This is a genomic window from Nocardioides sp. (genome assembly GCF_031397825.1).
Classification (GTDB): Bacteria; Actinomycetota; Actinomycetes; order Propionibacteriales; family Nocardioidaceae; genus Nocardioides.
Window position 1 is genome coordinate 1 of the sequence record NZ_JANNML010000095.1, and the last position, 11,971, is coordinate 11,971.

Annotated in this window: 9 protein-coding genes; all 9 read left to right on the top strand. The window is 73.1% G+C overall.

The window, feature by feature from the left end:
* A partial coding sequence (locus RMN98_RS08425; protein WP_309648367.1) for an FAD binding domain-containing protein occupies positions 1–721 on the top strand: 721 nt, incomplete at its 5' end.
* Positions 718–1,266, top strand: a complete 549-nt coding sequence (locus RMN98_RS08430; protein ID WP_309648368.1) for a 2Fe-2S iron-sulfur cluster-binding protein — start codon at positions 718–720, stop codon at positions 1,264–1,266. The genes RMN98_RS08425 and RMN98_RS08430, both read left to right, overlap by 4 nt.
* On the top strand, positions 1,263–3,680 hold the full coding sequence (gene cutA / locus RMN98_RS08435) for an aerobic carbon-monoxide dehydrogenase large subunit (RefSeq protein WP_309648369.1): 2,418 nt from the start codon (positions 1,263–1,265) through the stop codon (positions 3,678–3,680). The genes RMN98_RS08430 and cutA overlap by 4 nt, the downstream gene beginning before the upstream one ends.
* A complete protein-coding gene (locus tag RMN98_RS08440; RefSeq protein WP_309648370.1) occupies positions 3,677–4,324 on the top strand; it encodes a carbon monoxide dehydrogenase subunit G in 648 nt (215 codons plus the stop codon). Before cutA ends, RMN98_RS08440 begins: the two co-directional genes overlap by 4 nt.
* 4 nt (positions 4,325–4,328) lie before the next feature.
* Positions 4,329–5,795, top strand: a complete 1,467-nt coding sequence (locus RMN98_RS08445) for an amidase (RefSeq protein WP_309648371.1) — start codon at positions 4,329–4,331, stop codon at positions 5,793–5,795.
* 130 nt (positions 5,796–5,925) lie between these two features.
* Positions 5,926–8,031: a hydantoinase/oxoprolinase family protein gene (locus tag RMN98_RS08450; protein ID WP_309648372.1), complete on the top strand. Its 2,106-nt coding sequence runs from the start codon at positions 5,926–5,928 to the stop codon at positions 8,029–8,031.
* Positions 8,028–10,034, top strand: coding sequence for a hydantoinase B/oxoprolinase family protein (locus RMN98_RS08455; RefSeq protein WP_309648373.1), 2,007 nt, complete (start codon positions 8,028–8,030; stop codon positions 10,032–10,034). Before RMN98_RS08450 ends, RMN98_RS08455 begins: the two co-directional genes overlap by 4 nt.
* A gap of 30 nt (positions 10,035–10,064) precedes the next feature.
* A complete protein-coding gene (locus RMN98_RS08460) occupies positions 10,065–10,865 on the top strand; it encodes an NmrA family NAD(P)-binding protein (RefSeq protein ID WP_309648374.1) in 801 nt (266 codons plus the stop codon).
* Positions 10,866–10,971: 106 nt separating this feature from the next.
* A complete protein-coding gene (locus RMN98_RS08465; RefSeq protein WP_309648375.1) occupies positions 10,972–11,907 on the top strand; it encodes a carbamate kinase in 936 nt (311 codons plus the stop codon).
* Positions 11,908–11,971 lie beyond the last annotated feature (64 nt).

The following is an 11,971-nucleotide window of genomic DNA, read 5'->3' on the forward strand; positions in this document are numbered from 1 at the left end:
GGACACGATCGACGTCGACGAGGCAGGAGTGCGCATCGGGGCCCTGGCCCGGCACGCGGACGTGCTCGCCTCCGACGACGTACGCCGGGTGCAGCCGCTCGTCGCGCTGGCGCTGGCCAACGTCGCGCACGCCACGATCCGCAACCGCGGCACGACCGTCGGCTCGCTGGTCCACGCCGACGCCTCCGCGGAGATGCCGGTCGTGCTGCTGCTGCTCGGGGGCCGCGTCACGGCGGTGTCCGTGCAGGGCAGCCGCACCATCGAGGCCGCCGACCTCTACGTCGGTCCCCTCGAGACCACGCTGCGCCATGACGAGATCGCCACCGAGGCGTTCTTCCCGGCGCTGCCCCCCGACGCGGGCGTGGCCTTCGACGAGATCTCGCGCCGCCACGGCGACTACGCGCTGTGCGGTGTCGGCGTCGTCGTGCGCGCCGACGAGGGCGGCAAGGTCACCTCCGTGCGCGCCGGCTACCTCTCGGTCAGCGACGTCCCGACGGTCGTCGACCTCTCGGAGGTCTTCGCCTCCGGCGCCGTCGACGACCTCGAGCTCGACGCCGCGGCCGACCTGGCCGTGGCGCAGCTGGAGCCGGAGGGCGACATCCACGCGACGGCCGACTACCGGGCCCAGCTGGCCCGGGTCCTCACCCGGCGCGTCATCCGGCGCGCCCACGACGACTGCCTGGCCCGTCGCACCACACCTCGCACCGGAGGAGACGCATGAGCATCCCCACCGCCCCCACGGGCACGCAGCCGACCGACCCGTCGACGGGGGAGGTCCTCCACGAGGTCCGACTGCACGTCAACGACGTCGTCCACGAGGTGCGCCTGCCGGCGCGCCGGCTGCTCTCCGACGCGCTGCGCCACGACGTCGGCCTCACCGGCACCCACGTCGGCTGCGAGCACGGTGTCTGCGGCGCCTGCACGGTGCTGCTCGACGGCGACCCGGTGCGGGCCTGCCTGGTCTTCGCGGTCTCGGTCGCGGGCCAGGAGCTGACCACCGTCGAGGGTCTCGCCCGCCCCGACGGCACGCTCAGCCCCGTCCAGCGCGCCTTCAAGGAGTGCCACGGCCTGCAGTGCGGCTTCTGCACCCCCGGCTTCCTCACCACGATCACCGCCGGCCTGCGCGACAACCCCGAGCCGACCGAGGACGAGGCGCGCGAGATGATCGGCGGCAACCTGTGCCGCTGCACCGGCTACCAGAACATCGTGGCCTCCGTGTGCCGCGCCGCCGAGATCGGCCGCCTCGAGCGGGAGGCGGGCGCATGACCACCAAGATGGTCGGCCAGGCCGTCCAGCGCGTCGAGGACGAGCGGCTGCTGCGCGGGCACGGACAATACGTCGACGACCTGGTGCCCGGCGCCCTGCACTGCGCGCTCGTGCGCAGCCCCCACGCGCACGCCCGCATCCGTGACATCGACGTCGACGGGGTGCTCGACGTCGAGGGCGTCGTCGCCGTCTACACCCACGACGACCTCACCGGCGCGATGGCCGAGCCGCTGCCGCTGCTGATCCCCCACCCGGCGCTGACCCACGGCCGCACGCAGTACGCCCTGGCCAAGGGCGAGGTCAACTACGTCGGCGAGGCCGTCGCGATGGTCGTGGCCGTCGACCGCTACGTCGCCGAGGACGCCGTCGACCGGATCCGCGTCGACTACGAGGTGCTGCCCCCGGTGGTCGGCATCGAGAACGCCCGCGACGGCGACCGGCTCGTCCACGACGACGTCCCGGGCAACGTCGCCGCCCACCTCGAGCAGTCGCGTGGCGACGCCGAGGCGGCCATCGTCGCTGCTCCGCACACGCTGAGCCTCGACCTGGAGGTCGAGCGCAGCGCCTGCATGCCGATGGAGGGCCGTGGCACCGTCGCGCGCTGGGACACCGACTCCCACCGCCTGCAGGTGTGGACCTCCACCCAGACCTCCACGGGCGTGCGCGCCGCGGTCGCCGCCAAGCTCGGCCTCGACCTCGGCCAGGTCGACGTCATCACGCCCGACGTGGGCGGCGGCTTCGGGGTCAAGATCGTGCACCCGTGGCCCGAGGAGCTGCTCGTGCCCATGGCCGCGCGGGCCCTGGGCCGGCCGGTGAAGTTCATCGAGGACCGTCGCGAGCACTTCATCTCCTCCGCGCACGAGCGCGGGCAGGTCCAGCACGTCGACGTCGGCTTCGACGACGACGGCCGCCTGCTCGGGCTCTCGGTGCGGTTCTGGCACGACAACGGCGCCTACACCCCCTACGGCCTGATCGTCCCGATCATCACGTCGACCCAGCTGCTGGGCCCCTACAAGCCCGACAACTACAAGGTCGTCTTCGACTCCCTCTACACCAACACCGTGATCGTGACGCCCTACCGCGGCGCCGGTCGGCCTCAGGGCGTCTACGCCATGGAGCGCACGATGGACGCGATCGCGGCCTACCTCGGCAAGGACCGCGCCGAGGTGCGTGCCACCAACTTCATCCAGCCCGACGAGTTCCCCTACGACCACGGTCTGACCTTCCAGGACGGCCGCCCGCTGATCTACGACTCCGGCGACTACCCGGCGTCGCTGGAGAAGCTGAAGGCCCTGGTGGGCTGGGACGACTTCGAGCGGGTGCGCGACGAGGCCCGGGCCGAGGGACGCACCGTCGGCATCGGCATGGCCTGCTACGTCGAGGGCACCGGCGTCGGTCCCTACGAGGGCGGCCACGTGCACGTGGAGACCAGCGGCAAGGTGAAGGTGTCGACCGGGCTCACCAGCCAGGGCCAGGGGCACCAGACGGCCTTCGCCCAGATCGTCGCCGACGAGCTCGGCGTGCCCTTCGAGGACGTCGAGGTCGTCACGGGCGACACCCGTCGCTCGCCCTACTCGGTGGGCACCTTCGCCTCGCGCGCCGCGGTCATGAGCGGCTCGGCGATCGCCCTGGCCGCCCGCAAGACCCGCGAGAAGGCGCTGCGGATCGCCGCGGACGCCCTCGAGACCACCCCCGAGGACCTCGAGATCGTCGACGGGGTCGTGCAGGTCAAGGGCGCCCCGGCCAGCCGGATCGCGCTGGGCACCATCGCGGTGCTCTCCAACCCGTTGCGCTACGCCTTCGACGAGGCCTCCAAGTCGGCCACCCAGTTCGTCGTCGGCGACCCGACCAAGCCGCCGGTGGCCGAGGGCGAGGAGCCGGGTCTGGAGGGCAAGGACTTCTACTCCCCGCCCCGCTCCACCTTCGCCAGCGGCATGCACGCCGTCGTCGTCGAGACCGACCCGGAGACCGCGGAGATCACGATCCTGCGCTATGCCGTCGTCCACGACTGCGGCAACCTGATCAACCCCCTCATCGTCGAGGGCCAGATCCACGGCGGCGTGGCCCAGGGCGTGGGCGGTGCGCTCTACGAGCGGATGGCCTACGACGACGCCGGCCAGCTGCAGAACGCCTCCTTCATGGACTTCCTGATGCCCTACGTCAGCGAGGTCCCCCGCACCATCGAGATCGACCACCTCGAGACCCCCTCGCCCCTCAACCCGCTCGGCCTCAAGGGCGCCGGGGAGGCGGGCGTCATCCCGTCCGCCGCGGTCTTCGCCTCGGCGATCGAGGACGCCGAGGGCTTCCCCATCACCTCGATGCCGATCTCGCCCTCCGAGCTGCACCACCTGCGGCTCCAGCACGCCAGCGCGGCCCAGGCGCGGCCCACCCCGACGAAAGGACCCACACCATGAAGATCGCCGGAGAGGCGCTGCTGCAGGCGCCCGTCGAGAAGGTCTGGGACGCGATGCTCGACCCCGCCGTCCTGGTGCGCACGATCCCGGGCTGCGAGCGGCTCGAGACGACCGGTGAGCACTCCTACGACATGACCGTCACCGCCGGCGTCGCCGCCATCCGCGGCACCTACACCGGCACCTGCCGCCTCACCGACCTGAACCCCCACGAGTCGCTGGTCCTCGCGGCCTCCGGCGCCGGCGCGCCCGGCACCATCCAGGCCGACGTCAAGGTCGGGCTCACCGACAACGGCGACGGCACCACCCGGCTCACCTACGACGCCGACGCGGTCGCCGGCGGCATGATCGGGGGCGTCGGCCAGCGGATGCTCACCTCGGTCAGCAAGCGCCTGGCCGGTGAGTTCTTCACGGCCGTCAACGGTGTGCTCACCGGCGCCGAGTCGCCGGCCGCAGTCTCCACGGGAGCGCCGGCAGGAGCGGTCGCCGGGGCACGCGCGGCCGCGAGCGGGACGACGTACGCCGCACCGTCGCGCAGCGCTGCCGGGCCGGTCGGCGGCGACTTCCTCCAGGGCGCGCTGGTCGGTGGCGCCCTGGTGCTGGCGGGCGTGCTCGCGGGCGCCCTCGCCGCCCGTCGTCGGGGCTGAGCCGGTGACCGGCCCGGACGCCGACCTCGACCACTACTCCTCCGCGGTGGCGATGGCCGCCGCGGTGCGCGAGCGCCGGATCTCCGCGCGCGAGCTGCTCGACCTGCACCTGGCTCGTATCGAGGAGGTCAACGGCGAGGTCAACGCGCTGGTCAGCCTCGACCCCGAGCGGGCGCACGCGCAGGCCGCCGAGGCCGACGAGCGGCTGGCGCGCGGTGAGGAGGTGGGGGCGCTGCACGGGCTGCCGTTCGCGGTCAAGGACACCCACGCGGTGGCCGGCTGGCGCACCACCTTCGGCTCGCCGGTGATGGCCGACCACGTGCCCGACCACGACGACCTGATGGTCGAACGGGTCCGCGCGGCGGGGGCGGTCGTCGTGGCCAAGAGCAACGTGCCGGAGTTCGCGGCCGGGTCCCACACCTTCAACCCGGTCTTCGGCACCACTTTCAACCCCCACGACCTGACCCGCTCCGCCGGCGGCTCCAGCGGCGGCTCGGCCGCGGCCCTGGCCAGCGGCATGGTGCCGCTCGCCGACGGCAGCGACATGGGTGGATCGCTGCGCAACCCGGCGTCCTTCTGCAACGTCGTGGGGCTGCGTCCGGGCCTGGGACGCGTGCCGGTCTGGCCGATGCGCAACGGCTGGGAGACCACCTCGGTCGCCGGGCCCATGGCCCGGAGCGTCGAGGACCTCGCCCTGCTGCTCTCGGTGCTCGCCGGCCCCACCCCCCGCGTCCCGCTCGCGCTGGAGACGCCCGGCTCGGTCTTCGCCGCGCCGCTCGACGGCCCCGGCACCGCCGGCCTCGCCGGACTGCGCGTGGCGCTCTCGGTCGACCTCGGCGGAGCCTTCGAGGTCGACACCGAGGTCGCCTCCGTGGTGGCCGACCAGGCGGCCGTGCTCACCGGCGCCGGCAGCCGTGTCGTCGACGCGCACCCCGACCTCCACGAGGCCGAGGACACCTTCCGCACCCTGCGCGCCTGGCACTTCCAGGCGTCGTACGGCGCCCTGCTGGCCGCCAACCCCGGCCGGCTCAAGGCCTCGCTGGCCGACAACATCACCGCGGGTGCCTCGCTGAGCGGCGCCGACGTGGCCCGCGGCTACGCCCAGCGCACGGCCCTGGGCGAGCGGATGCGGCTGTTCTTCGAGGACCACGACCTGCTGGTGATGCCGGTCAGCCAGGTGCCGCCGTTCAGCGCCGAGCAGGAGTACCCCGCGGAGATCAACGGCCGCGCCCAGGTGACCTACCTGGACTGGATGCGCTCGGCCTACGTCATCTCGATGACCGGCTGCCCGGCGATCTCGGTGCCCGCCGGCTTCACCGCCGACGGGTTGCCGGTGGGGATCCAGCTGGTGGCGCCGCCCTCGGGGGAGCGCCGGCTGCTGGAGGTGGCCCACGCCTTCGAGCGGCTGACCCGCGTCGGCGAGCGGCGACCGAGCTTCCGGCGCGGCCGTCAAGAGTTGCCAACCGGCTAGGGACCCGCCACCCCCGATTGGCACAAAGGCACAACGGATCGCCGCTCCGACGGCAACCTCTGCCCTCGCCACGCGGGTCTCCCGGCCGGTGGAATGGACCCACCAGCACCGAGCCCGACAGGAGCAGCCCGTGACGCAGCGCATCAGGATCGGCATCGACACCGGTGGCACGTTCACCGACGTCGTCGCCTTCGACGAGGACAGCGGCGAGCTGGTGACCACCAAGACGCCCTCGACGCCGGCCAACCCGGCCGACGGCTTCCTCGCCGGTGTCGAGAAGGTGCTGGGTCTGCTGGGGCTGCCCACCGACCACGGCGACGCGATCGCCGCGGTCAGCCACGGCACCACGGTGGCGACCAACCAGCTGCTCGAGGGCAAGGTCGACGAGCTCGGCTTCATCACCACCACCGGCTACGAGGCGATGCTGGAGATCGCGCGCCAGTCGGTGCCCGACGGCTACGGCAACTCCTACTTCTGGGTCAAGCCCGACCGCATCGTGCCGCGCCACCTGGTGCGCGGCGTCGGCGGCCGGCTCGACCACACCGGCGCGGAGGTGCGCCCCTTCGACGAGGAGGGCGCCCGCGAGGTGGCCCGCTGGTTCCGCGCGCAGGGCATCGACACCCTCGGGGTCTGCCTGCTGCACGCCTACGCCAACCCCGAGCACGAGGAGCGCCTGCGCCAGGTCCTGCGCGAGGAGCACCCCGACGCCGTCGTGTCGGTCTCCTCGGAGGTCCTGCGCGAGTACCGCGAGTACGAACGTGCCATGACTACGCTGGTCGACGCCGCGGTCAAGCCCAAGCTCTCGCGCTACGTCTCCAACATCGCCACCCGTCTGGACGCCTTCGCCAGCAGCGAGGGTGAGCGGCACGTCCCGTTCTACGTGATGAAGTCCAACGGCGGGGTCCTCTCGGCCGCCGAGGTCGTCCACCAGCCGATCACCACGGTCCTCTCGGGTCCGGCGGCCGGCGCCCTCGGCGCGGCGCTGATCGCCCAGGTCGCGGGCTTCGACAAGGTCCTGACCTGCGACGGGGGCGGCACCTCCACCGACGTCTCGGTCGTCATCGACGGCGAGCCCACGCTCACCACCGAGGGCAGCGTCGGGGCCTTCCCGAGCAAGATCCCGATGATCGACGTCGTCACCGTCGGTGCCGGCGGCGGCTCGGTCGCCTGGCTCTCCCCGGAGGGCACGCTCAAGGTCGGGCCGCACTCGGCCGGCGCCGACCCGGGCCCGCTGTGCTACGCCAAGGGCGGCACCGACGTCACCATCACTGACGCGCACGTCACCCTCGGCAGGATCCCTCCCCACCTGCTCGGCGGCGAGATCCCCCTCGACGTCGAGGCCGCCCGCAGCGGCGTGGTCGACCTGGCCGGCAAGCTCGGCATCTCCCCGGAGGAGTGCGCCACCGGAGTCCTGGAGATCTCCGCGTGGAACCAGGCCAACGCGTTGCGCCAGATCACCGTCAAGCGCGGCCTCGACGTCCGCGACTTCACGCTCACGACGTTCGGCGGCTCCGGCTCGCTGCTGCTGTGCCGCCTCGTCGACATCCTCGGCCTGCGCGCGGTCCTGGTCCCGCCCAACCCGGGCAACGTCTCGGCCTTCGGCCTGCTCACCGTCGACGTCAAGAACGACTACGTCCAGACCCACGTCTCCCTGCACGCCGGCCTGGGCGTGGCCGAGGTCGCGGGCGTGCTCGACGAGCTGACCCAGCGCGCCGCGACCGCCCTCGACGGGGAGGGTTTCCCCCCCGAGGAGCACCGCTTCGTGCGCACCGCCGACCTGCGCTACTACGGGCAGGCCTTCGAGGTCCGCGTCACCGTGCCCGAGGGCCCCCTCGACCAGGACGCCCTCGACGAGGTGGCGCGCCGCTTCCACGCCGAGCACCGGGGCCTCTACGGCTACGACTTCGCCTCCGACCCCAGCCAGCAGGTCGAGTGGGTCAACCTGCGCGTCTCGGGCATCGGCCCGATCCAGCGCCCCGAGATCGCCGTCCACGAGATGGCCGCCGAGCCGGGCACCCCGACGCCGGCCAGCACCCGCCCGGTCTGCTTCGAGGTCGCCCTCGGCCACGTCGAGACGCCGGTCTACTGGCGCCCCGACCTCGCCCCCGGCCAGGAGGTGCACGGCCCGGCCGTCATCGAGGAGTTCGGCTCCACCGTGCCGCTGCACCCCGGCTTCAGCGCCCGCATCGACGCCCACCACAACGTCATCGTGACCCGTGAGGACCAGACCGCATGACCACCGCTGCCACCACCCCCGGCCCCACCCCCGTCCCCACCCCCGTCCCCACCGTGCCCAGCTCGGGCCCGTCGGCCAAGGCGCCGACCGACTTCCCGTTCGACACGCTCACCTCCGACGCCGGGGCCGGCGCCGACCCGGTGCTCGTCGAGATCGTCCAGGGCAGCCTGGCCTCGGTCGAGATGGAGGTCGAGACCGCCATCGGGCGCACCTCGCGCTCGCCGATGATCCGCGACGCCCACGACTTCCGCGCCGGCATCCACGACCGGCTGCTGCGCAAGCTCACCGGTCGCTCCTACAGCGCGCTGGTCCACCCGGTGGCGCGGGACTTCCCGCTGGCGGAGATGAAGCCCGGCGACGTCTTCTTCCACAACGACGTCTACGAGTCCGAGGGCGGCATCGGGCACCTGCCCGACCTGTGCGTCACGGTGCCGGTCTTCCACGACGCGGGATCCGGGCCCGAGGTCGTCGCCTTCGTGCAGGCCTTCGGACACCACGACGACATCGGCGGCTGCGTGCCGGGCTCGATGCCCAGCGGTGCGACGACGGTCTTCGAGGAGGGCCTGATGGTCCCCCCGATCAAGCTCTGGGACGCCGGGGTGCCCAACAAGGCGGCGCTGCGGATCATGACGCGCAACTCGCGCATGCCCGACTCGCTGGCCGCCGACCTCGACGCCGAGTGCTCGGCCTGCCTGATGGGCGCCCGCCGCCTCGGTGAGCTCTTCGACCGCTACGGCCGTGAGACCGTCGAGGCCTGCTTCGACGCCATCATCGACCGCACCACCGAGACCTACCGTCGCGAGATCCTCTCCAAGATCCCGGTCGGCAGCTGGGTCTGGGAGGACTACGCCGAGCACGACGGCGTCGACGAGCCGCAGCTGCACACCCAGCGGATCACGCTGACCCGCACGCCGGCCGACGACCCCGAGGGGGAGCGTCTGGTGATCGACTTCGCCGGCACCTCGCCCCAGGCCAAGGGCCCGATCAACCACTGCGGCGACTACAGCGACGGCGTCTTCCTCAAGAAGTGGCTGGCGCCCATCCTGCGCAACCTCGCCGACACCCCCGAGCGCATGGCCGAGCTCGACGTCAACGAGGGCATCGTGCCGCTGATCGAGATGCGCTTCCCACCCAAGGGCACGCTGCTCACTCCGGAGTTCCCCGCGCCGACCAACGCCCGGACCTTCGTCATCCTGCGTCTGCTCGGTGTGCTCGCCGGCGTCGTGGCCAAGGCCGTCGACGGTCGGATGCCCGCCGACCAGGAGACGATCCGCTACACCGGCGTCTACGGCGAGGACCTCGAGGGCCGGCCCTACCTGATGCGCGAGGTGCTCGGCGGCGGCTCCGGTGGGCGCTACTACGCCGACGGCGAGGACACCATCCATGTGGTGCCCGAGTCGCGCAACCTGCCGACCGAGTTCACCGAGGGGCGCTTCCCCTTCCTGGTCGAGAGCCTCGGCCTGGCCATGGACTCCGGCGGCGCCGGGCAGTTCCGCGGCGGCCTGGGCTACGAGAAGCACATCCGGATGCTCAAGGACGGCCACTTCATGTCCATCGCCGACCGCTCGATCCTGGCCTGCTGGGGCGTCAAGGGGGGTCTGGCCGGCCAGCCCTTCTCGGTCACCATCGACCCCGGAGGCCCGGCCGAGCGTGAGGTCGACGCACTGGCTGACGACGAGCCCGTCAAGGCCGGCGAGGTCATCCGCATCCGCACGACCGGCGGGGGCGGCTGGGGCGACCCGCTGCTGCGCGACCCCTCCCTGGTGGTGCGCGACGTGGTGTGGCGCAAGGTCTCGCCCGAGGCGGCGCTCGCCGACTACGCGGTGGTCCTCACCGGCTCGCTCGACGACTTGGCCGACCCCCTCGGCCACGACGCCGACGCCACCGCGCGAGAGCGCGCCGAGCGGTCTGCCGCCCGCCCCGAGCAGGCGTTCTTCGACCGAGGCCCGGGCTATGCCCGGCTCAGCGGTGGCGCCGCTTCGGCGGACGTCGACTGGCAGTGATCCCCTGACGTGGGTGGGAAGGAGTCGGCGGTGACGGATCCGCCCGAGGTGGCCGTCCTGGCCGGCAGCGGCAAGACCGGTCGGGCGTTGGCACGGGCCCTCGCCGACGCGGGGGCCCGCACCCGCCCGCTGGGGCGCGCCGACCTGGCCGACCCCGTGGCCGCCCTGCGCGGCTGCATCGCCGCCTACGTCATGGCGCCCAACCTGCATCCGGACGAGGCGTCGTACGTCGGGGGGTGGCTGGCGGCCGCCCGCCGCGCCGGCGTCGCACGCGTCGTGCACCACTCGGTCGCCTCCCCCTACGTGCCGACGATGCCGCACCACCTGGCGAAGGCGGTCAGCGAGGACCTCGTGCGGCGCAGCGAGCTGTCGTGGACGCTGCTGCAGCCCTGCGCCTACGTGCAGAACCTGCTGCCCGGCCTGCGGTCGGACCGACCGCGGCTGCGGGTGCCCTACGACCCCGACCGGCCCTTCGGTCTGGTCGACCTCCTCGACGTGGCGCGGGCGGCGGCGAGGGTGCTGCTGGACCCGGTCGGCGGGGTCCACGAGGGCGCGACCTACGAGCTCGGCGGCCCCCGGCTGGTGAGCGTGCGCGACGTCGCGACGGTCGCGGCGCGGGTGCTGGGTGCCGATGTGGTGGTCGAGCGGGTGCCCGCGGCCGCCGCCGTGGCCGGGCTCGACGAGCGCGAGGCGACGTGGCTGACCGCGATGTTCGCCTACTACGACGAGCACGGTCTGCCCACCGGGGGCCGGCCGCTGGCCGCCGTGCTGGGTCGCGAGCCCCACGCCCTGGCCGCGACCCTGGCCCGCGAGCTCGCCGAGAGCCGCTGACCGTCGCGGGGACCGAGGGCGCTTGGCAGATTGTGCTCACATCCAGCGGTGGTGTTGGCCGATCATGCCCGTGCCAACGCCGGTGACGGACCCTAGGTTCGAGGACATGCGGATCGTGATCGCCCTCGGAGGCAACGCCATGACGTCCTCCGACGGGAGGGCCCGGCCGGAGGACCAGGCTGCGGCCGTCGCCGCGGCCGCCGAACCCGTCGCCGACCTGGTCGTGGCTGGGCACGAGGTGCTCCTCACCCACGGCAACGGGCCCCAGGTCGGCAACCTGCTGCTCAAGAACGAGCTCGCCGCTGCGGTGGTGCCTCCCGTGCCGCTGGACTGGTGCGGGGCCCAGACCCAGGCGACGATCGGCGCGCTGCTGCTCAGCGCCCTCGACGCCGCCCTGCAACGACGCGGCAGCGCGCGACGCACGGCGGTGCTCGTGTCGCGCACGCTCGTCGCCGGCGACGACCCCGGCTTCGCCGAGCCCACCAAGCCGATCGGACGCTACCTGCCCGAGGACGAGGCACGGCTGATGATCGAGCACGGCCAGCACTTCGTGGAGGTCCCCGACCGCGGCTGGCGCCGTGTCGTCGCCTCGCCGGAGCCGCTAGAGTGCCTCGACGGGCCCGCCGCCGACACGCTGCTCGCCCAGGGCTACCTGGTCGTGTGCTCGGGTGGTGGCGGCATCCCCACCGTGCGCCACGACGACGGCACGCTCCACGGCATCGAGGCCGTCATCGACAAGGATCTCACCGCCGCCCTGATCGCGACCCACACCCGGGCCGACGTGCTGGTGATCGCCACCGACGTGGACTCCGCCGTCACCGACTGGGGCACCTCCTACGCCAAGCCCATCGGCGAGGTCACCGCCGCCGAGATGCGCTCCATCGCCCACGACCAGGGCTTCGCCGCCGGCTCCATGGGACCCAAGGTCGAGGCCGTCACGCGCTTCGCCGAGCAGGGCGACGGCACCGGCATCATCACCTCGCTCGGCCGGATCGCCCAGGCGATCGAGGGCCACCTCGGCACCCGCGTCGTGCGGGGCTGAGCCCCGACCGCCCAGCACCGACCACCCAGCCCCGACCACCCAGCACCACCACTCAGCACCACTC

What these genes read in the sequence shown, in the direction of transcription:
- RMN98_RS08430 (WP_309648368.1), top strand. Translation starts at nt 718, where the DNA reads ATGAGCATCCCCACCGCCCCCACGGGCACGCAGCCGACCGACCCGTCG.
- RMN98_RS08455 (WP_309648373.1), top strand. Translation starts at nt 8,028, where the DNA reads ATGACCACCGCTGCCACCACCCCCGGCCCCACCCCCGTCCCCACCCCC.
- RMN98_RS08440 (WP_309648370.1), top strand. Translation starts at nt 3,677, where the DNA reads ATGAAGATCGCCGGAGAGGCGCTGCTGCAGGCGCCCGTCGAGAAGGTC.
- RMN98_RS08465 (WP_309648375.1), top strand. Translation starts at nt 10,972, where the DNA reads ATGCGGATCGTGATCGCCCTCGGAGGCAACGCCATGACGTCCTCCGAC.
- cutA (WP_309648369.1), top strand. Translation starts at nt 1,263, where the DNA reads ATGACCACCAAGATGGTCGGCCAGGCCGTCCAGCGCGTCGAGGACGAG.